This window comes from Acidobacteriaceae bacterium (genome assembly GCA_035944135.1).
GTDB lineage: Bacteria > Acidobacteriota > Terriglobia > Terriglobales > Acidobacteriaceae > Granulicella.
The window spans coordinates 60,686-81,688 of sequence record DASZBM010000006.1; the positions used below are offsets into that span (position 1 = coordinate 60,686).

23 protein-coding genes are annotated in these 21,003 nt (G+C 60.8%); 22 read left to right on the forward strand and 1 reads right to left on the reverse strand.

Annotated elements, in window-relative coordinates:
• Positions 1-167: 167 nt before the first annotated feature.
• The 3 genes from VGU25_11395 to VGU25_11405 all read left to right on the forward strand — a co-directional run bounded on the left by VGU25_11395 (position 168) and on the right by VGU25_11405 (position 3,997).
• Complete coding sequence (locus VGU25_11395) at positions 168-2,282, forward strand: M13 family metallopeptidase (GenBank protein ID HEV2577804.1); 2,115 nt, start codon at positions 168-170, stop codon at positions 2,280-2,282.
• A 244-nt stretch (positions 2,283-2,526) separates the two neighbouring features.
• Positions 2,527-3,441: a DMT family transporter gene (locus VGU25_11400; GenBank protein ID HEV2577805.1), complete on the forward strand. Its 915-nt coding sequence runs from the start codon at positions 2,527-2,529 to the stop codon at positions 3,439-3,441.
• A 58-nt stretch (positions 3,442-3,499) separates the two neighbouring features.
• Positions 3,500-3,997: a DUF3761 domain-containing protein gene (locus VGU25_11405; GenBank protein HEV2577806.1), complete on the forward strand. Its 498-nt coding sequence runs from the start codon at positions 3,500-3,502 to the stop codon at positions 3,995-3,997.
• A 65-nt stretch (positions 3,998-4,062) separates the two neighbouring features.
• Here VGU25_11405 and VGU25_11410 read toward each other — a convergent pair whose 3' ends face one another.
• Positions 4,063-4,284, reverse strand: coding sequence for a hypothetical protein (locus tag VGU25_11410; protein HEV2577807.1), 222 nt, complete (start codon positions 4,282-4,284; stop codon positions 4,063-4,065).
• Between the two features lie 44 nt (positions 4,285-4,328).
• Here VGU25_11410 and VGU25_11415 point away from each other — a divergent pair, with 44 nt between their 5' ends.
• The 19 genes from VGU25_11415 to VGU25_11505 all read left to right on the forward strand — a co-directional run bounded on the left by VGU25_11415 (position 4,329) and on the right by VGU25_11505 (position 20,985).
• The gene (locus VGU25_11415; protein ID HEV2577808.1) at positions 4,329-5,231 is read left to right on the forward strand and encodes an HAD family hydrolase; all 903 of its coding nucleotides are present in this window, start codon (positions 4,329-4,331) and stop codon (positions 5,229-5,231) included.
• A gap of 32 nt (positions 5,232-5,263) precedes the next feature.
• Positions 5,264-6,205 carry a hypothetical protein gene (locus VGU25_11420; GenBank protein ID HEV2577809.1) on the forward strand — a complete coding sequence of 314 codons (942 nt, stop codon included), beginning with the start codon at positions 5,264-5,266 and terminating at the stop codon, positions 6,203-6,205.
• A gap of 137 nt (positions 6,206-6,342) precedes the next feature.
• Positions 6,343-7,005: a lytic transglycosylase domain-containing protein gene (locus tag VGU25_11425; GenBank protein ID HEV2577810.1), complete on the forward strand. Its 663-nt coding sequence runs from the start codon at positions 6,343-6,345 to the stop codon at positions 7,003-7,005.
• A 35-nt stretch (positions 7,006-7,040) separates the two neighbouring features.
• Complete coding sequence (locus VGU25_11430; protein HEV2577811.1) at positions 7,041-8,078, forward strand: lysylphosphatidylglycerol synthase transmembrane domain-containing protein; 1,038 nt, start codon at positions 7,041-7,043, stop codon at positions 8,076-8,078.
• A 56-nt stretch (positions 8,079-8,134) separates the two neighbouring features.
• Complete coding sequence (gene nrdR, locus VGU25_11435; GenBank protein HEV2577812.1) at positions 8,135-8,620, forward strand: transcriptional regulator NrdR; 486 nt, start codon at positions 8,135-8,137, stop codon at positions 8,618-8,620.
• A 31-nt stretch (positions 8,621-8,651) separates the two neighbouring features.
• The gene (locus VGU25_11440; protein ID HEV2577813.1) at positions 8,652-9,677 is read left to right on the forward strand and encodes an isocitrate/isopropylmalate dehydrogenase family protein; all 1,026 of its coding nucleotides are present in this window, start codon (positions 8,652-8,654) and stop codon (positions 9,675-9,677) included.
• A gap of 54 nt (positions 9,678-9,731) precedes the next feature.
• Positions 9,732-10,511: a carboxypeptidase regulatory-like domain-containing protein gene (locus VGU25_11445; protein ID HEV2577814.1), complete on the forward strand. Its 780-nt coding sequence runs from the start codon at positions 9,732-9,734 to the stop codon at positions 10,509-10,511.
• A 70-nt stretch (positions 10,512-10,581) separates the two neighbouring features.
• Positions 10,582-10,899, forward strand: a complete 318-nt coding sequence (locus VGU25_11450; GenBank protein HEV2577815.1) for a hypothetical protein — start codon at positions 10,582-10,584, stop codon at positions 10,897-10,899.
• Between the two features lie 35 nt (positions 10,900-10,934).
• Positions 10,935-12,080, forward strand: coding sequence for an aspartate-semialdehyde dehydrogenase (asd, locus tag VGU25_11455; protein HEV2577816.1), 1,146 nt, complete (start codon positions 10,935-10,937; stop codon positions 12,078-12,080).
• Entirely contained in the window at positions 12,077-13,528 is a 1,452-nt protein-coding gene (gene lysC, locus VGU25_11460; GenBank protein ID HEV2577817.1) for a lysine-sensitive aspartokinase 3, read from the forward strand. The genes asd and lysC overlap by 4 nt, the downstream gene beginning before the upstream one ends.
• A gap of 14 nt (positions 13,529-13,542) precedes the next feature.
• Positions 13,543-14,232, forward strand: coding sequence for a dihydrodipicolinate reductase C-terminal domain-containing protein (locus VGU25_11465; protein HEV2577818.1), 690 nt, complete (start codon positions 13,543-13,545; stop codon positions 14,230-14,232).
• A 63-nt stretch (positions 14,233-14,295) separates the two neighbouring features.
• Complete coding sequence (locus VGU25_11470; protein ID HEV2577819.1) at positions 14,296-15,567, forward strand: aminopeptidase; 1,272 nt, start codon at positions 14,296-14,298, stop codon at positions 15,565-15,567.
• Positions 15,551-16,033 (forward strand): GNAT family N-acetyltransferase, encoded by a 483-nt coding sequence (locus VGU25_11475; protein HEV2577820.1) that lies wholly within the window; start codon positions 15,551-15,553, stop codon positions 16,031-16,033. The genes VGU25_11470 and VGU25_11475 overlap by 17 nt, the downstream gene beginning before the upstream one ends.
• 15 nt (positions 16,034-16,048) lie before the next feature.
• A complete protein-coding gene (locus VGU25_11480; GenBank protein ID HEV2577821.1) occupies positions 16,049-17,680 on the forward strand; it encodes a trehalase family glycosidase in 1,632 nt (543 codons plus the stop codon).
• Positions 17,681-17,704: 24 nt separating this feature from the next.
• A complete protein-coding gene (locus VGU25_11485) occupies positions 17,705-18,319 on the forward strand; it encodes a TMEM175 family protein (GenBank protein HEV2577822.1) in 615 nt (204 codons plus the stop codon).
• Positions 18,320-18,332: 13 nt separating this feature from the next.
• The gene (gene dapA / locus VGU25_11490; GenBank protein HEV2577823.1) at positions 18,333-19,247 is read left to right on the forward strand and encodes a 4-hydroxy-tetrahydrodipicolinate synthase; all 915 of its coding nucleotides are present in this window, start codon (positions 18,333-18,335) and stop codon (positions 19,245-19,247) included.
• 7 nt (positions 19,248-19,254) lie between these two features.
• Positions 19,255-19,851 carry a hypothetical protein gene (locus VGU25_11495; GenBank protein ID HEV2577824.1) on the forward strand — a complete coding sequence of 199 codons (597 nt, stop codon included), beginning with the start codon at positions 19,255-19,257 and terminating at the stop codon, positions 19,849-19,851.
• Complete coding sequence (locus tag VGU25_11500; GenBank protein ID HEV2577825.1) at positions 19,848-20,726, forward strand: 2,3,4,5-tetrahydropyridine-2,6-dicarboxylate N-succinyltransferase; 879 nt, start codon at positions 19,848-19,850, stop codon at positions 20,724-20,726. Before VGU25_11495 ends, VGU25_11500 begins: the two co-directional genes overlap by 4 nt.
• Positions 20,727-20,793: 67 nt before the next feature.
• The gene (locus VGU25_11505; protein HEV2577826.1) at positions 20,794-20,985 is read left to right on the forward strand and encodes a hypothetical protein; all 192 of its coding nucleotides are present in this window, start codon (positions 20,794-20,796) and stop codon (positions 20,983-20,985) included.
• Positions 20,986-21,003 lie beyond the last annotated feature (18 nt).

A 21,003-nucleotide genomic window follows, 5' to 3' on the forward strand; every position in this document is an offset into this window, starting at 1 on the left:
CTCCTCATATTGTCATCCGAATGTCATCCCGGCCACGAGGGCCTGGGAACCTGGCACTGGACCCGAAACCTGGCCGTTGGTCACCGAAACCCCCGTCACGGAACCACAGCCCCATCCATTCGTATACAAATATCAAGGCTACCCGCCACACCTCGGAGACTCTCGTTATGCCGCATCTCCGGTCGTCTTTCGCGACCTCCTCGCTCGTCACGCTTTCGTTCGTCCTTGCCTGTACGCCTCTCCTTCGCGCCCAGACCGGAGCGACACCCGCAGCCACCCCGGCCTCTCCTGCGACCGCCGCCGCGCCTGTCACTCACTATGTGCCCGGGCCAGCCTTCGACGCCTCCGCCATCAACAAGGCCGCGGATCCCTGCACCGATTTCTATAAGTTCGCCTGCGGAAACTTCGCGGTCGAGCATCCCATCCCCGCCGACCAGACCGGCGTCGACCAGTTCTATCTCCTCTACAACGTCAACACTCAGGAGCTGAACGGAATCCTGACCAAGTACTCCGACCCCGCCAACCAGAAGAGCTCCAACGAGCAGAAGATCGGCGACTATTACGCCGCCTGCATGAACACCGACCTTATCAACCAGAAGCAACTGGCGCCTATCCAGCCGTTCTTCGATCAGATCGACAAGGTATCCAAGCACGGCCTCGCCTATCTTGCAGGTGAGCTTCAGCGCGACGGTGTCAACGTCTTCTTCGGCTTCGGCGAGATGCAGGATTTCAAGGATTCGACCAAACAGATCGCCGTCGCTTCCCAGGGCGGCCTTGGTCTTCCCGAGCGCGACTACTACACCCGCACGGGCGACAAGGACGTCAAGCTTCGCCAGCAGTACGTTGACCACATCGCGAAAATGCTCACCTTCGCCGGCGAAACACCCGAGCAGGCCGCCACCGACGCGAAGAACATCCTCGCCTTTGAGACGAAACTCGCCGAAGCATCACTCACAATCACCGAACAGCGCGACCCGCAGAAAATCTACCATCCCACGACACTCGCCGACTTTGAGAAGACCGAGCTCAGCAACGTTCCCTTCGCCAGCTTCCTCGAAGCCATTCACGCGCCCCAGTTCACAACACTCAATGACTACAGCCCCGGGTTTTTCCCCGCGATGGTCCAGGCTGTCAGCGATACGGACATGCAAACCCTGCGTGCCTACATGAAGTTCCACACGATGAGCGATTTCGCATACGATCTTCCTTCGCAGATCGATGCCGAGCACTTCAACTTCTACGGCCGCATCCTCTCCGGTCAGCCCGAGGAAAAACCGCGCTGGAAGCGCTGCTCCGCCGGTGTTGATGGCGCTCTTGGGGAGGCTCTTGGTCAGGTCTACGTCGACCAGTACTTCCCCGGCGATGAGAAGGCCAAAACCCTGCAGATGGTCCACGACATCGAAGCCGCGATGGATAAGGACCTCGACACGCTTCCATGGATGAGCCCCGAGACGAAGGAGAAGGCCAAGGCCAAGCTCCACGCCGTCGCCGACAAGATCGGCTACCCCGAGCATTGGCGTGACTACTCCAAACTCGAAATCTCCCACACCGATGCCCTCGGCAATCTCGAGCGCGCCAATGCCTTCGAGAACGACCGCGAGCTCAACAAAATCGGACAGCCGGTCGACAAACTCGAATGGGACATGTCGCCGCCCACCGTCAATGCCAACTACAACCCGTCGATGAACAACATCAACTTCCCCGCCGGAATTCTGCAGCCCGGTTTCTATGATCCCAAGGCCGACCTGGCGACCAACTACGGCCATATCGGCTCCATCATCGGCCACGAACTCACTCATGGCTTCGACGATGAGGGCAGCCAGTTCGACGCCACCGGCAACCTCAGCGACTGGTGGACCGCCGCCGACAAGAAGAACTTCGAGGCCCGCACCGGCTGCCTCGTCAACGAGTACGGCAGCTTCGTCGCCGTCGACGACCTCCACATCAATGGCAAGCTCACCCTCGGCGAAAACACCGCCGACAATGGCGGGCTCCTGCTCGCCTACATGGCCTACCTCGACCGCGCAAAGAAGGATGGCCTCGACATCAACAAGAAGATCAACGGCTTCACCGGCCCGCAGCGCTTCTATATCGCCTACGCGCAGAACTGGTGCGAGAACGCCCGCCCCGAACAGGTCCGTGAACAGGTCCAGACCGACCCCCACTCACCGGATCACTTCCGCGCCGACGGTGCCATCGTCAACCAGCCCGGCTTCGGCCCGGCCTTCGGCTGCAAAGAGGGCCAGCCCATGACCCCGGCCAAAAACTGCCGCGTCTGGTAGCGTTCTACAGCGCTGGGTGCCCCCATTCATGGCGACGTCTTTTGTCGTCATGGGTGGGGGTCCACAGAGCCACCTGAGGAAATCCCCTTGACGCCGCCGATATACTTAACTTAAGGGAACAACTCTGGCCCGGCCCACGCCGGGCCTTCGCTTTTGAGCCTCCGGAGACGCCTTAGGTCCACCCCTAAAGTCTCTCGTTCCAAGATTTTGCGCAAAAAGTACGGGGGGGGGGGAGGGGGTACCACTGGAGCCGCACGAAAAAACACAACGCTCCCTCGGCTTCGCCGCCTGCTGCCTCGCCAGCATGTTCTGGGGCTGTGGATTCTTCTTCGGCAAAATCGCCCTCGCCGAGATGAACTCCGGAGCGATGGTTTTCTACCGGTTCGTCTTCTGCGCCCTCGCCCTGACTCCTTTCCTCATCACGCATCGCCCAGGCCTGAACCGCCGCGAGTGGCTCATCCTGCTGCTCGCCTCGGTCCTGGGCGTTCCGCTCCAGTTCCTCTTCCAGTTCCACGGCCTCGCGCTCACCACCGTCTCCCACGCCTCGCTCATGGTCGGCACGATGCCCGTAATCCTCGCCGTCGGCGCCACCATCTTCGCCCACGAGCGCCTCCACCGCCTCGGCTGGATCGCCCTCTTCGTCTCCACCACGGGCGCCGCGCTGATCGCCCTCGGCGGAACCCACCACGCCTCCGCCAACGGCCCAACCCTCCGCGGCGACCTGTACGTCGTCTTCTCCCTCTGCATCGCGCTCTTCTGGGTGCTGCTCAACCAGCACCTCGTCATGACCCACAGCGCCGTGGTCGTGACAGCGTACGGTCTCTGCGCCGGGACGCTGATGCTCATCGTCGTCGTACCGCCGCTCTACGGCCTTCCCCCCATCCACCACATCTCGCTGAAGGCCTGGCTCGCGCTGGCCGCCAGCGGTCTGCTCTGCACAGCATCCTCCACCTTCCTCTGGAACTGGGGAATGACCAAGGTTCCGGCCTCACAGGCCGGAGTCCTGCTCAACATGGAGCCCCTCATCGGCTCGCTGCTGGGCATCTTCGTCCTGCATGAGCACCTCGGCCCCATAGCGTGGCTCGGCGGCGCCCTGATCCTCATTGCGGCCATCGTGCTCACCACGCGGGAGCACCCGCCCGTGTCGCCCGTGGGCTGAAGCTGGTAGCATTGCCGCCGTAGCCGGCCCCGAACACAACATCTACGAGGAGACACTGATGCGCGCACGACTCTCGATCATCGCACTCGGCTGTATGTTCTTTGGCTCACTCGCCGCCCTTGCCCAGGCGCCCGCCAAACCGGCCAATGCCACCGCCCAGTGCAAGGACGGAAGCTACTGGACCGGCACCACCAAGAGCGGAGCCTGCCGAGGCCACAAGGGCATCCAGACCTGGTTTGCCGACTCCGGGGCTGCCGCAGCACCCGCCGTCAAGCCCAGTCCTGCCGCGCCCTCCAAAGCAGCCAGCAGACCGACTCCTCCTCCTCCTGCTCCGGCGAAGACCGCAGCGGCCACGCCAAAGTCCATGCCAGCCCCGGCAGCCAACGCAGCCGCGGGCGGTGGCCCCGGCCTTGTGTGGGTGAACACCTCCACCAAGGTCTACCACTGCTACGGCGATCGCTACTACGGCAAGACCAAGGATGGGAAGTACATGACCGAGGCGGATGCGAAGGCCATGGGCGCACGCGGTGACCGCGGACAGACCTGTTCGAAGTAATAAATGACCGCAGGCAGCGAGATGCGACTCCGACGTTGATCTGAAGTGGCATCTCGCTTCGGCGGTTAGACCGGCGTAATAATCCCGCCGACAGGCATCGACGTCGGCAATAACTTCAGCCGCTCAAGACGTAGCGCCGCTGCTGTCGAGCGGTCGTCGCCCGTTATCGAGCGGTCCCCCAAAGCGGGGACGATGTCCGCAAGTGCCTCATCGTTCTCAGCGGAATCTACAGCAAGCATTTGCGGATGACCGCAGCGGGCGCAGGCGAGATGAACGACTCGGGCCATGCTCTCGATGGTACCGGATAACGCGCCAGCTATTCTTGAAGCGGATGCCTAAACCTCGCCTCATTGCCATCGACGTTGACGGCACGCTCCTTCACTCGGATGGTCATGTCAGTGAACGTAACCTCAAAGCGATTCGTGAGGCCGAATCCCGCGGGATTGAAGTCGCGATTGCAACTGGCAGGCGGCATTGTTATGCAATGCGTGTCCTGCGTGAACTCGATCGGCCGGCAGACACTGCGCTGATCAGCTCAAACGGCACGGTGATTCGTACGCTCGGATCGGAGTTGCTGCATCGATCGCATATGCCGGTGGAGACCGCTCGCTGGCTGTGCGAGCACGTGAAGGAGTTTCGCGGCACGCTCGTGCTGACCTTCGACAAAGTTCTTCCTGATGGCGAAGATGAGCGCGGCGCGCTGGTGTGCGAAGGGGTCGACGAGCTGAATGCGAGCATCATCCGGTGGATGGAAGTCAACGAGCCCTACATGGAATATGTCTCACCCATCGAACTCGCGCTCGAAGATGCGGCGCCCATCCAGATGATGCTCTGCGGACCGATCGATCGCATGCGTGAGGCTGAGGCGCACCTGCTGAGCGATCCAAGGATCACAAACGTGGATGGAGAATGCGCGCCGGGGATTGAAGTAACGCTGCACCGAACGGAGTATCCGCATCGCGATCTCTGCATCCTCGATATTCTGCCGAGCGGATGTTCAAAAGCCTCGGCGCTTCTGCATCTGGGTGAGCTGCGCGGGATTGGGGCGGACGAGATTCTCGCGATCGGCGATAACTGGAACGACGTGCCCATGTTGCAGATGGCGGGTCAGGCCGCGGTGATGGCGAACGCTCCGCCGGATCTGCGAGCGCTGGCGGCGGAGCGCGGATGGATGATCGCTCCTTCAAACGATGAGGATGGCGTTGCAGTTGTGATCGAGGCGGCGCTCACCTGATGCACCGGTCGAATCGGGAAAGGAAGAACTGGATGGCAGTATTTCGCTCGCGCCTGCATCTCGCGCTTCTTTTGACAACCTGCCAACTCTTGATCGCGACGACATTGGCGATGGCACAGACGACCGTGCTGCGCGTCGATCCTCACGACACGGATGTTTCGATTGAGACGGTGCACGGGCCGCACCTCGCCGTGTACGATCGCCAGGCGTTAAAAGCGGCGCAGCCTCGTCTGCTGCTCTTCCTGGTTGGCACCCACGCAAAGGCTGAAGGCACTCTCAAGCTCGACACGGCGTTCAGTCGAGGGGGATTTCACGCGATCAGTCTGGACTACGAAAACAATGTGGTCACGGTGATCTGTGCACACAGTGAAGATGCCGGGTGCTTCGACCGATACAGGCAGACCATCGTGACGGGTGCAAGCGGAAGCGAGAAGATCCAGGTGGATCCGGCGAACTCGATTCTCAACCGCTTCGACAAACTTCTGGCTTACCTGGTCGAGCACGATCCGACGGGTGGATGGGACGACTTTTTCGCGAACGGCAAACCTGTCTGGAGCCGGATTGTTATTGCGGGCCACTCGCAGGGCTCCGGACATGCAGCGTTCATCGGCAAGATGTTTGCAGTAGAACGCGTGCTGATCCTTTCCGGTCCGCAGGACTTCCTTGACGATCTGCATGAGCCTGCGCCCTGGCAGTCGCGTCCGAGCGCGACGCCTGCGACACGCATTTTTGCTTTCCTGAATCTCAAGGACGAGTTCAATGAGCAGCATCAGGTTGCAAACTGTTCGGTGTTGATGAACCTGTCTCCGGAGCAGGTGAAGCAGGAGACGGCAATGGTCCAGCCCGGCGAGTCGATTCAGGGCAGCCCGAGGATTCTGGTCAACGACATAGCCACGAAAGACCATCACAACTCGACTGTCCTGCCGGAATTCGAGAACGTCTGGAAGTACATGGCTACCACGGACGTTCACTAAGTACGCTGCAACTGCTTTCGTTCGTGCAGTTTGCGGAGGCGATCGCAGGCACGAGCGAGGCAGAACGGGGTATCTGCTTACCCGGAGCCCGAATGGTAGTCTCATATTCAGTGCTTCCCCGCCGGTTCCAGTGTGGCTTGAGTCTCGCCATTTTCGCGCTCGCGGGCGCGTCTGCGCATGCGTTTGATCGCGTGACGCTGCGCAATGGATTCAGCTACGACTGCAATCACCAACAGGCGCTGGAGGATGGCCGCGTGCGGCTGTTTCTTGCCAGCGGCGGCGATGAGAGCTATATCGATCTGCCGGTGACAGAGATTGAGTCTGTCGCGACGTTGCCGGATCCACCTGCTGTTGGAGCGTCACCTAAGCCGGCCGCCGCTTCCAATGCTGACGTGCGGACTTTGTTGAGTCATGCGGGCGAGCAGCACGATATCGATGTAGAGCTGCTGGCGAGCGTCGTGCACGCGGAGAGCGGTGGACGAGCGACGGCGGTTTCGCGCACAGGCGCGCGGGGCCTGATGCAGTTGATGCCAGGCACGGCTCACACTCTGGGCGTGAAAGACAGCTTCGAGCCCGCGCAGAACATCAATGGCGGCACGGCGTATCTGGACGAACTGCTTACGCGCTACCACGACAATCTGGCACTCGCGCTGGCGGCGTATAACGCCGGTCCAGCGGCCGTCGACAAGTACCATGGGATTCCGCCGTATCGCGAGACGCGCGCGTATGTTGCGCGCGTGATGAATGAATTCAAGCGGCGCAAACTTGTGGCAGAACGCAGCGCGATCGCCTCCAGGTAGATAACTTTCCGAAACAAGCAGGAGTCAAGGGACTGATGAGCAAGTCCGCCAGAAATGCTGTGATCGCTGTCGTGCTTGTCGGCCTGTTGGCCGCGTGCGCCTGGTTGGCGCGAGGGCGGGTGCACTTCGACTTCGCCAATTTGAAGGTGCAGCTACGGGCAGTTTCATGGGCGCGGGTGGCGCTGGGTGTCGCCCTGATCTGGCTCTCGGTCGCGATTCGTGCGCCGCGCTGGCGGGTGCTGCTCGGGTCCTCGAATACAACCGGCACAGCGAAACTTCTTGGACCGCAATTTATAGGCTTTACGGTGGTTGCGCTGTTCGGAAGAGCGGCTGACCTCGCTCGCCCGTACCTCACTGCAAAGCGTACGGGGACACCGATCGCCACGCAGTTGGCGGTCTACTTCATCGAGCGGGCGCTTGATCTCGGATCCGCTGCGATCCTCTTCGCTATTACGCTCGCCCTGGCTCCGAAAAACATGCCTCACCATGAGGAGTTCAAGAAGGCCGGGCAGGGGGCTCTCATTCTGATGGCAGCGATTGTTGTGTTCCTGCTCGCCGTTCGCTTTGCGGGACCCGCGGTTGCGGGATTTGCCCGCAAAACGCTTCGGGTGGCTTCGAAGACATTTGCTGAATCAGTGGCTGTCAAGATTCTCGAATTTCGCGAGGGGCTGCGCACGATCAAGACATTCGGGCAGTTTGGCGCGGCGCTCATCCTGTCCCTGCTGATCTGGGCGATGATCGCTGGTTCGTACTTTGAAACCACGCGGGCTTTCCGTGACTCTGCCCAACTTGCCTATTTCTCTGTGCCGCAGACAATGCTTCTACTGGCTTCGAGCATGGCGGGTTCACTGATCCAGTTGCCGGTGATCGGCTGGTTTTCGCAGATTGGCGTGCTTACCGGAGCGTATCTCGCATTTTTCTCTGTGCCGGTCGAGATTGCGTCGGCTGCCGGCGCGATCCTGATGGCGGTCACGACGCTCGGTATCGTGCCTGCAGGTCTGGTTGCAGCGCGCATCGAGGGCGTGAGCCTGCGTGATGCGGCGCGCAGCAGCGAAGCTGTAAGCATCGCTTAGGATCTGGTTCGGCGAAGCGCGAGCATTTCGTCAGTGCTTGCTAAGATTGAAGTTGCATGAAGTGTCCCTACTGCGGCTTTACTCAGGACAAGGTGATCGACTCCCGCGAGAGTAAGGACGCCGACTCCATTCGCCGACGCCGCGAGTGCGAGCGCTGCACGAAGCGCTTCACCACCTATGAGCGGCTCGACGAAATTCCCTACATGGTTGTGAAGAAGGACGGCCGGCGCGAGAAGTTCGACCGCCAGAAGTTACTCGCCGGCCTGCTGCACTCGTGCCAGAAGCGCACGGTATCGGTGGCGCAGATGCAATCGATCGTGGATGCGGCGGAGGCGTTTGTTGTGGATTCGCCGGAGCGCGAGCGGTCGACAACCGATATTGGCGAGCTGATCATGCAGCGGCTGAAGGAGATCGATACGGTTGCCTACATCCGATTTGCCAGTGTCTATCGCGACTTCAAGGACGTGAACGAGTTCAAGGAAGAGCTCGAGGGCCTGCTGCGCGGCAAGGACCCGAAACCCAAGCGACACAACGTGCGCTAAGCATTCGAGAAAAATAGAAGGAAGTTTTGCAATGAAGGCAGCAACACGCACACACAAGATTACGTTGATTCCGGGTGATGGCATCGGGCCGGAGGTTACGGCAGCGACGTTGAGCATCCTGGAGGCCGCGGGCGCTGCGACCGGATGCAGCTTTGACTGGGATCGCCATGATGCGGGCGCGGATGCGTTCGCCAAGACGGGCGAGTACATTCCGCAGGCGCTGTATGACTCGGTGACACAGAATAAGGTGGCGCTGAAGGGCCCGGTGACGACGCCGATCGGGCAGGGATTTTCGTCGATCAACGTGACGCTGCGCAAGAAATTTGACCTGTATGCGAACTTCCGGCCGGTGAAGTCGCTGCCGGGGTTGAAGACGAACTATCCGAAGATTGACCTGGTGATCTTCCGCGAGAACACGGAGGATTTGTACGCGGGGCTCGAGGTGATGGTGCAGCCGGATGTGGCGCAGTCGCTGAAGATCATCACAACGAAGGGGTCGACGCGGATTGCGCGCGCGGCCTTTGAGTATGCGCGCAAGCACGGGCGCAAGAAGATCCACGCCATCCACAAAGCCAACATCATGAAGCTGACGGATGGGCTGTTCTTGCGATGCTGCAAGGCGGTTGCGGCAGAGTTCCCGGAGATTCAGTATCTGGAGCACATCGTCGACAACGCGTGCATGCAGCTGGTGCTGAACCCGTATCAGTACGACATCATCCTGACGGAGAATCTGTACGGCGATATTCTCTCGGACCTGTGCTCGGCGTTTGTTGGCGGACTGGGACTGGTGCCGGGAGCGAACATCGGGGCGGATGCAGCGATCTTTGAGGCGGTGCATGGATCGGCGCCGGACATCGCGGGGCAGGACAAGGCGAACCCGACTGCGCTGCTGCAGTCTGCGGTGCTGATGCTGCACCATATCGGCGAGGCGGAGACTGCGGGGCGCATCCAGAAGGCGCTGAACCATGTTTACGCCGAGGGCAAGACGCTTACGCGGGATGTTGGTGGGACAGCGGGCACGAAGGCCTTCACTGAGGCTGTGCTGGCGGCTCTGTAGGTTTCACATACTAACCGGCGGCCTCCGCCGAGCATCCAAAGGAGCACCGTGGCTATGCGTGCATCTGTTGTCTGGTTTACGATTCCCGCTCTCCTGATGCTCGGCGGTTGCCGCCGAAATACCGCGAACACTGAGGCTCCCATCAACCTCACGGATACGGTGAGTTCCAAGGCTCCTGCGATCGATCCCGCGACGGCTGGCAACATCTCCGGCGTGGTGCACTTCGCCGGCAAGGCTCCGGAGCGGATCAAGATCGACATGTCGGCAGATCCGGCGTGCGCCATGAGCGATACGCCGAACTACACCGAGCAGTACGTGGTCTCGGATGGGAAGCTCGCAAATGTCTTCGTCTACGTAAAGGGCGGGATTCAGCCGTGGTCAGCGCCCTTTGACGCGCCGCCGGTCGTGCTGGACCAGAAGGGCTGCCGGTATGTGCCGCACGTGACCGGCGTGCAGATGGGAGGCAAGGTGGAGTACCGGAACTCCGACCCTGCGACGCATAATGTGCACACGCTGCCGCAGGAGCCGGCGAATCACTCGGTAGATGTTTCGGAGATGCCGGGCGGTGAGCCGCAAACGGAGACGTTTCGGTCACCGGAGCTGATGATTCCGGTGCGTTGCAATAATCATCCGTGGATGCAGGCGTTCATTAACGTGGCGCCGAACGGATTTTTTGCGGTGACGGGGCCGGATGGCAGCTTTACGCTTCACGGCTTGCCTCCGGGCACCTATACTGTGGCGGCCGTGCATGAGAAGCTCGGCGAACAGGACATCCAGGTGACTGTTCCGGCAAAATCAACGGCAAAGGCGGACTTCACCTACTCCGCGAAGTGAATCAAAGCAGGTTGAACAGGTTTGGTCCTGCAGTTTTCGCTGTACCCATACCCTTATTGAAAGGCTGCCGATGCACTTCTCTCTTACCTTTCCGGTTCACGCGATTCCACTGTGGTTTCTGGTACTTTCGCTTTTTCTGCCGCGCATCTGCATCGTCGTCGCGTGGTTCCAGCACAGCCTACCTGCGACGTTTATCCCCGCGTCGGTCAATCTGATCGAGATCATTGTCGCAATCTTGATTCCGCGCATCCTGATCCTCTTCTGGATCTATCAGGACCAGGGGATCACGATCTGGTTCCTGCTGCACGTCATCGCGCTGATCATTGCCTGGGGCGGCGGATCGCGGCGGGTTGTCACGCGGCGGCGGGTTGTCGAGGTAGATGGCTAAATCGCACCTGTCTCCCGCTGCGATAAACTTGGTGGATGGAACGGCGTAATGTAGGCATTCTGGGGGCAACTGGAGCTGTCGGACAACGATTTATCCAGTTGCTCGCCGATCATCCCTGGTTCAACATCACCTGGCTGGCCGCCAGCGACCGCAGTGCGGGCAAGAGATACGCGGACGCGTGTGCATGGCGTCTGGACACACCGCTGCCGAAGCGCATCGCCGAGATGGTGCTGCAGCCGAATGTGCCTGAAGGCTCGGCGACTGAGCTGCCCCGCATCATTTTCTCTTCGGTCGATGCTCCAATTGCGCGCGAGCTTGAGCCGAAGTTTGCGGCCGCCGGCTGTGCCGTGATTTCAAACAGTTCCGCCTTTCGCATGGGAGCGGATATTCCGCTGGTCGTGCCCGAGGTGAACGAAGCCCACCTCGACGTGATCGAGGCACAGGCTACGAGGAAAACTTCAGGCGGATACCTGGTCACAAATCCGAACTGCTGCGCGATTGGCCTTGTGCTGCCGCTGGCGCCTCTGCACCAGCGCTTCGGTATTGAGAAGCTGTTTGTCTCGACGATGCAAGCGGTCTCCGGCGCGGGATATCCTGGCGTCGCGTCGCTCGACATCCTCGGCAATGTGATTCCCTACATCAAGAATGAAGAGGAAAAGCTGCAGGAGGAGGTCGCAAAATTGCTGGGTGGACTGCGTGTTGAAGGAGATGACGCCCGCGGCTTCCAGTTCGCAGACCTGACCGTGTCAGCGATGTGCAATCGCGTGCCGGTCCTCGAAGGACACACGGAGTGCGTTAGCGTGAAGCTGCGCAAACCAGCCACGCACGAGGAGATTCTGGAAGCATGGCGCAGCTTCCAGCCGTTGAGCGGCAGAGGTCACGAGGGGTTGCACCTGCCGTCGGCGCCGCTGCACCCGATCGTATATATGGACGGCGAGACGCGGCCGCAACCAAAGCTCGACCTGAACCGTGGCCACGGCATGACGACCACTGTGGGACGGCTGCGACCATGCTCGATCTTCGACTGGAAGTTCACGCTGCTTTCGCACAACACTGTGCGCGGCGCGGCGGGCGCGGCGATCCTGAACGCGGAGATTCTCGCGGTGCTGGGCAAGTTTGATTTCAGGCGCTTCCCGGCTGTCGGCTCGGCCGCACTCGAAGAGAGCGCGGTGCCCGCATGAGTGCGAAGGCACGAGCGTCCTCTGCGCATCCGGAGATCGTTGTAATGAAGTTTGGTGGAACGTCCGTTGAGGATGCGACCGCCATGCTGCGCACAGCGAGCATCGTCGAAGGCCGAGTGAAGAACGGCTTGCGCCCGGTTGTCGTCGTCTCCGCGATGGCCAAGGTCACCGACCAACTGCTCGCATGCGCGGCGGCGGCGCTGGCGGGACGCGGCGATCGCGATGCTGCGCTGGAGATCGCGCGAAGGCTGCGCACGCGGCATCTGCAGGTTGCCGGTGAACTGGTAAAGGATGAGCGGCTGAAGTCGCTTGAGCTCGATATCAACCGCGCCTTTGATGGCCTGGAAGAGCTTGTTCGCGGAATTGCCGTTGTGGGCGAGTTGACCCCGCGCACCTCAGACCTGATCGTAAGTTTCGGCGAACGGCTCTCGAGCGTGATGGTCACGGCCGCGTTCGCCGAGCGTGGGCTGAACTCGGTGCACGTCGATGCACGCGACGTAATCCTCACGGATGATCACTACGGTAAGGCTGCGCCTGACGAGGCGGCGATCGAGCGCGCGCTTCGCGCGAAAGTGCTTCCGCTCGTAAGCACAGACCGTGTGCCGGTGATGGGCGGGTTCATCGGTTCGTGCAACGGAGTGACGACGACGCTGGGCCGCGGAGGCTCGGACTACACAGCGGCGCTGGTGGGCGGTGGACTGCATGGCGGGGCGATCGAGATCTGGACCGATGTCGACGGCATTATGACGACGGATCCGCGCATTTGCCCGGATGCTCTGCGAGTGCGCACCATCAGCTTTGAAGAGGCGGCTGAGCTCGCCTACTTCGGCGCAAAGGTGCTGCATCCGGCGACGATCCTGCCGGCGGTGCAGAAGAACATTCCGGTGTTCGTGCTGAACAGCCGAAATCCTAAAAATGAGGGAACGCGCATTACGGCAACGCCACCACCATGCGCGAGTCCGTTCAAGTCGATTGCGGCCAAGAAGAAGCTGACGATCATCGACATAGTTGCCAGCCGAATGCTGTTGGCGCACGGGTTTTTGAAGATGGTTTTCGACATCTTCGACAAGCACAAGTGCGCGATCGATATGGTGTCAACGTCGGAGGTTTCGATCTCCGTGACGGTCGACTCGCGCGAGTCGCTTCCGGCCATCTGCGAGGAACTGGGGCGCATCGCCGATGTGAAGTATGAGAGCGACAAGGCACTGATCTGCCTGGTGGGTGAGGACATTCGCGGCCAGAGCGGCATTGCGGCGCAGGTCTTTGCGGCGGTTTCGCACGTCAATATCCGTATGATTTCGCAGGGCGCCAGCGAAATTAATATGAGCTTCATGATCAACGAAGAAGACGTCGAGGAAGCGGTGCGATCGCTGCACAAGAAATTCTTCACAGCCGCTGATCCGGCGATCTTCGATGTGGAAGCACGGCCTGTTACGTCAAACGCTTAGGAGCACGATCCCTCATGCGCATTCTCGTTCTCGGTGTGGGCAAGACCGGCAAGCTTGTTGCGGAAGTGGCAGCAGAACGCGGTCATAGCGTTCACGTGCTCGATGCGAAGGAGAACAAGGATGCGGCGGCACTGACGCCTCCGTTCGTCGCCGGCTTCGACGTCATTATTGACTTCACCACGCCGGAGGCAGTGATCGCGAATATGCGAGCGTGCCTGGCGAATGGCGCGAAGATGGTTGTCGGCACCACAGGCTGGTATGACCGTCTGCCTCGTACCAAGGAGACGGCCGAACGCAAGGGAGCCAGTCTGCTCTACGGCACGAACTTCTCCGTCGGCGTGCAGACTATGCTGAAGCTCGCGGAGATCATGACGAAGGAGCTCGCGGGCATGGATTATCACCTGTCGATTTCCGAGACGCACCATCTCACGAAGCTTGATGCACCGAGCGGCACCGCCCTGACCCTGCGTGACGTCGTCAGACGAGCCAGCAATATGGGTGATATTCCTATCAAGTCCATTCGCCATGGTGAAGCAGTCGGGCTGCACGTCCTCGAGGCGGAGAGCAACGGCGATCGCATTCTGCTGACGCATGAATCGCACTCGCGCCGGCCGTTTGCCGAGGGCGCAGTGCGTGCCGCGGAGTGGCTGGCCACGGCGAAGCCCGGCGTATACGATTTCCGCGACGTCTTCGATAAGTTCTGAACTGTGCTGCGTTCGCCCGGCGCCGGAGTTGCGCGAACGCGCGCGCCCTCCTAGGCTAACGGTATGAGCTCTGCCACACTCGCCGCGCCGACCTTCGCCTCCCTCAGCTTTGAGCAGAAACTGGACCGCCTTGCAGAGGTCGCCATTCGCGTCGGCCTGAACCTGCGCGAGGGGCAGGAGCTGGTGCTCACCGCGCCAACGGATGCGTTGCCGCTGGTGCGGCGCGTTGTCGAACAAGCGTATAAGGCGGGCGCAAAGTTCGTCACGACCTTGATCAGTGACGACGAACTCGCGCTGGCTCGCTACCGGCACGCTCCTGACGCGAGCTTTGACTATGCACCGGAGTGGTTTTATGACGGGATCGCGAACGCGTTCCGGTCCGGAGCCGCGCGCATGGCGATCACAGGCGCGAACCCGGCGCTGCTCTCAGGACAGGATCCGCAGAAGGTCTCACGCGCGAATATTGCCGTGTCCAAGGCGTATAAGCCTGCGATGGAGCTCATCACGCGGCATGAGATCAACTGGACAATTGTTGCTGCGGCAACTCCCGCGTGGGCTGAGCTTGTGTTTCCCGGCGAGCCTGAAGAGCTTGCGATGGGCAAGCTGTGGGATGCGATCTTCCGCACGTCGCGCATCACGGGTGATGATCCTGTTGCCGACTGGAAGCGGCACGGAGACAACCTGAAACGACGGGTCGATCTGCTGAATGCGAAGCGGTATCACTCGATCCGCTTCTTCACACCAGACGGCGCAACGGACCTGACGGTGGGACTCGCCGACCAGCACCTGTGGGCAGGAGGCGGCACAACCGCTGGCAACGGCATCTACTGCCAGCCCAACATCCCTACGGAGGAGTGCTTTACGACGCCTCATAAGGACCGAGTGCACGGCGTTGTCTCGGCATCGAAGCCGCTATCGCACCAGGGCACGTTGATCGAAAACATCCGCTGCCGGTTTGAGAACGGACGGATTGTGGAAGTGACCGCCACAAAGGGCGAAGAGGCGATTCAGAAATTGATCTCAACCGACGACGGCGCACGGCGGTTGGGCGAGGTCGCGCTCGTTCCGCACAATTCTCCGATTGCGCAGTCGGGCGTTCTCTTCTGGAACACGCTATTCGACGAGAACGCAGCGAGTCACATCGCATTGGGCCAGGCGTACTCGACGTGCCTCATCAACGGCGAAACGATGTCCAACGACGAGCTGGCAAAGCTGGGTGCGAACGAGAGTCTCATTCACGTGGACTGGATGATCGGCGGCCCGAAGATGAACATTGACGGCGTCAGCTCCAGTGGCGCAGCTGAGCCTCTCATGCGCGATGGCGACTGGGTCTAGCTCATCGCGGCAGTTCAATATTCGGCGCGCGACTCGCGGCGATTTGCAGCAACTTACGGCGTTGCTCGAACGTTATTACACCGAATGGAATGTCGTGCAGCGCGATGCGCCCGAACGCACGCTCGAGTACATCGACCAACCTGACCCGTTTGGTTTCACCATTGCGGAACAAGATGGCGTGCTCGCGGCCTGCGTTCTTCTCCGGAACTTGCCGTCAATCCCGTCCGCCGCTGAGTGCAAGCGCCTCTACGTGCTGCCGGATTATCGTGGCGCGGGACTCGCCTCGCGCCTGATGGATTTCGTAGAGCGCGCCGCCATGTCGAAGGTTGACTGGATCTACCTGGACACCGGCGCTAACTTCACGGCCGCGCAGTCGTTGTACCACGCACGCGGGTACGAAACCTGCGAGCGGTACAACGATAATCCGCAGGCTACACGTTTCTTTCACAAGAGGCTGCCCGGCTGAGATAGCATCAATCGCGTGTTCGCTCACCTGCGTACGATCTCCATCGCTTTGTTTACTGGGCTCGCGCTAGCCGCGCAGTCGCCAGGACCGGCCAAGCAGCCGGACGCCAACCAGCCAGAAATAGACAGCTACATTCATCAATCGTGGGATAAGTTACAGCGATCGATGACCGACTGCAGCTCGCTGGTGGATCCGAAACTCACAACGACTCCCGTGCTCTATCTGCCAAAAGGCGAGGCGGTTCCGAGCGACGTGCGAGCCATGCAGACCAAGTGCCGCGTGGACGTGCGCTCGCTTCCGCGGGCAATCCACCACGAAGGTGAGCTTCCGCCCGAGGATATCTCTACTCCCGGGCTGCTGTATCTCCCGCACCGGTATGTTGTCCCCGGAGGCCGCTTCAACGAGATGTACGGATGGGATAGCTACTTCATCATTCTTGGTGAGCTGGCAGACGGCCGTGTCGATCTCGCGCGCGGCACCGTCGAGAACTTCTTCTACGAGATCGATCACTACGGGTCTGTTCTCAACGCGAATCGAACGTACTATCTCACCCGCTCGCAGCCGCCGTTTCTCAGCTCAATGGTGGTTGCTGTGTACGATGCGGAGCGCGTTGAAAACCCGTCCGCGGCCCATGCGTGGTTGCACGATGCCCTTCCCTATCTCATCCGCGATCACGCACTCTGGACCACGCCGCCGCATCTCGCGGGCAGTACCGGGTTGTCACGCTACTTCGATCTCGGTCATGGCCCGGTCCCGGAGATGGCTGACGACAGCAGGTACTACGTCGACATCATCCGGTGGCTTCGCGCACATCCACAGCAGACACCAGCCGGATATCTTGAGCCGGCCAGCGCCACACCGAGTGCACACTGCACCGACCGCGCGAACTGCCTGCAGACGAGCCTCGACGGCTTCGAACTCACGCCGCAGTTCTATCTTGGCGATCGAGCGATGCGTGAATCTGGCTTCGATACCAGCTCGCGCTTCGGCCCGTTCAGTGGATCGACGGAGGATTACGCGCCCATCTGTTTGAACGCTCTGCTTTACAAATACGAGCGTGACATCGCGACCATTGAACGGGCACTGGGTCAGCTTCCCGCCGCATCACATTGGGATCAACTGGCAGCCGCCCGCAAACGGAGCATCAATTCGCTGCTCTGGGATGATGCGGCTAGCCTTTTCGTCGACTACGACTCACGAACGCGGCACAGTTCGACTTACCGTTACGTCACGACGTACTACGCGCTTTGGGCCGGGCTTGCGACTCCCTCGCAGGCGAAGCGGCTCGTCGCCAACCTGCCGCTCTTTGAGCGCGCCGGCGGGCTGCAGATGAGCACTCAAGACACCGGTGAACAGTGGGACGCTCCCTTCGGCTGGGCGCCGACTAACTGGCTGGCTGTCGACGGTCTTGCCCGTTATGGCTATACGGAGGATGCCGATCGCATCGCACACAAGTTCATGACCACAGTGCAGAACGGATACGAGCGCGACGGCACGATCCGCGAGAAGTACAACATGGACAGCGGTTCATCCAATGTAGACGTAACCACGGGCTACAAGACGAACGTCGTCGGTTTCGGATGGACGAATGGCGTCTATCTCGAGATGAAACATCTATTGGACTCGAATTCTGCTGCACCCAAATAAACGGCTGTAATTCTGGAAGACTCTATGCCTCGCGACCTGAACTCCTCGCGCCTCGAAGCATTTTCCGATGGTGTCATCGCGGTGATTATCACCATTATGGTGCTTGATCTGCGGGTGCCCTCCACGCGTGAGCTCGGCGATTGGGCCGCAGTGCGCATGGACCTGAAGCTGATCGTCGTATATCTGCTGAGCTTCATTCAGACCGGCATTTACTGGGTGAATCATCACTACCTGCTGGACGACGTCGAACAGGTTACGCACGGCATTCTGTGGTCGAACCTGGCGCTGCTCTTCTGCCTTTCGCTCATCCCGTTCGGGACCAACTGGATTGCCGTCCGTGGCGTGGGGCCCGTGCCGGTTGTGGTTTACGTGCTCTGCTTCCTCGCGCCGGCAACGGCATGGGCGGTATTGTCGAATACCATCTGCAGCCGGACTGGGGTTCGCCCTGCTGCAGGCATGGGCAAGCAGCTTTTTTCGCTGGCGATGAACCTTGGAGCGGTTGCCATCGCGTTCTTTTCTCCGTGGAGCGCGCTGGGGATGATTGCCATCGTGACATTTGCCTGGCTTTTGCCGCCACGCCGCATCCTGGAAAAGACCCGCCACCACACCACATCTGCGCCATCGGTGGATTCGCGCTAAACTCTACTTCGAAATGAATTTGCAAGGCTGCGGCACCGCCCTCGTCACCCCTTTTCGTTCCGACGGCACTCTCGATGAGCCCGCTCTTCGCGCGCACATTCACTGGCAGATCGCCTGTGGCGTCTCACTGCTTGTTCCGTGCGGGACCACTGGCGAAGCCGCGACCCTGACCGAGCCCGAGTGGCTGCGCGTTGTGGAGATCACGGTGGAGGCCGCCAACGGTCGCGTGCCGGTCTTTGCGGGGGCCACGCACAACTCCACGCGCGAGGCGATTCTGCGCGCCAAGCTACTCGGACGGATTCACGGGCTCTCCGGCATCCTGACGGCAAACCCCTACTACAACAAGCCTGGGCAGGAGGGCCAATACCAGCACTTCCGCGCGATCGCTGAATCCGTGCACCTTCCGATCCTGCTTTACAACATCCCCGGCCGCACCGGCGCAAATCTGGAGCCGGCCACAGTTCTACGGCTCGCCGAGATTCCCAACATCATCGGCATCAAGGAATCCAGCGGCAATATGGTGCAGATTACGGAGTTGCTGACCCAGGTGCCGCGCGCTTTCCAGGTGCTCTCCGGCGATGACGCACTGGCGTTGCCGACGCTGGCTGTCGGCGGTTGCGGGCTCATCTCCGTCGCATCGAACGCCATTCCACAGCAGATGTCGCAGATGATCAACGCCGCGCTGAACGATAACTGGATCTCGGCTCGCCGGATTAATCGTCATTACTTCCAGCTGCTCCAAGCCAACTTCTGCGAGCCAAGTCCAGCGCCGATCAAGGCTGTGATGTCGCTGCTCGGCCGCGGAAACGAGGAGCTTCGTCTGCCCATGGTTCCCGTGACGGCGCAAACCCGCCGCAAGCTGGAGCGGATCCTTGGCGAACTCGGCCTGCTGACCAACTCGCCGCACGAAAACCTGCGCGTCTTCTAAGTTCGCGATGCTCGCACGCTCTTTATCCCAGATGGCTCTTTGGCTGATGGTCCTTGGCGGCACCGTGGTGGGTCAGACGGCCGATTGGACCGCAGCTCCTGTCGCCAGGCCGCGCTCAGGTCTCGCGCGCCTGCTACCCGGCGAGCGCGACACCGCGATCCGGCTTCTCCGGCCCCAGCTCGGCCCACTGTTTCAGGGAGAGAGCAGCGCAACTGCCGATCGAGCGATTCTCTCGTTCTCCGCGGAACGCATTCGTCTGGGCTCAATGGCGGCACTTGTCGTGCAACCAAACGGCGGCGAGCTCTGCTCCCCAACCGGAAACTGCTCGCTCTGGATTATCGATCTTGCCCGGAACAGGATCATTCTCGACCATGGCGCTGTGCAGGGATTCGGTGTTGTGAAAGCATCAGGTCAGGGCATTCCGAAGATCGTCACTCGCATGCACGGGTCGGCATTTGACTCAGAACAGATCCTCTGGCGATTCAACGGCAGCCGCTACGAGGCCAAAAAGTGCGTGGACATTCAGTTCGATGAGAACGCCACGAACGCGCCACCTGCCACAAAACCCTATCCCTGCTCCGCTGAAGGAAATCGACAGGAATGACGATCGCTGCACCGCACAAAGAACTGCAAGAGGCCATCGAGCACTGGTTCTCCGCCGGATCAGAGGCCATCGGCAACGCGAACGCGATCGGCGCCTTCCGTGAGCTGCGCGATGCGCTCGAGGCCGGCGCGCTTCGCTCGGCGGAGCCGGATGATTCTCAGCCGACCGGCTGGCGCGTGAACCCTTGGGTGAAGCGAGGGATTTTGCTCGGGTTCCGTTTGGGTGCGCTCGAGTCCATGAACGGCCGCGAGACCGCGGGCGATTCCATCCTCAGCTTCGTGGACAAGGCTACCTACCCTGCCCGTCGTTTCGCGCCGAAAGACGGCGTCCGTATCGTGCCGGGCGGCAGTGCTGTGCGTTCCGGCGCGTTCCTCGCCCCTGGTGTCGTCATGATGCCCCCGGCGTACGTCAATGTGGGCGCGTATGTCGATGAAGGCACGATGATCGACTCCCATGCGCTCGTCGGCTCATGCGCGCAGATTGGCAAGCGCGTGCACCTGTCGGCTGCGGCACAGATCGGCGGCGTGCTGGAGCCGGTCAACGCGTCTCCTGTCATCATCGAGGACGACGTCCTAGTCGGCGGAAACACAGGCGTCTATGAGGGCACGATCGTCCGCAGCAAAGCCGTGCTGGCCGCCGGCACCATCCTCACGCGTGGTACCCCGGTCTACGATCTGGCGAACAACACCGTCCTGCGCGCCGCGGCGGACACTCCGCTCATCATCCCGTCGGGTGCTGTCGTCGTTCCCGGCTCGCGCGCCGTCCAGCGTGGGGCTGGGAAGGACCTCGGGCTATCCGTTTACACGCCAATCATCGTCAAGTACCGCGACGAAAAGACCGAACTCTCGACAGCACTCGAAGATATCCTGAGGTAATGGAAACCAAGCGCAGCACATGGAACCGGATGACGTGCGTCTTCGTACCTCTTCTGGAGGCAAATAAGTGATTAAACTGCTCCTTTTCTGCATTCTCCTCGTCGTCTGCTGGCCTGCCGCAATCGTGGCGCTCGTGCTGTACCCCTTGGTCTGGCTGTTGCTGCTTCCCTTCCGGCTGGTGGGTATTGTTGTCCATGGCGTGTTTGAGCTCATCGCAGCCCTCTTCACGCTTCCCGCGCGCGCCATCCGCGCCATCTAAGCAGAGAGCGCACTGCGC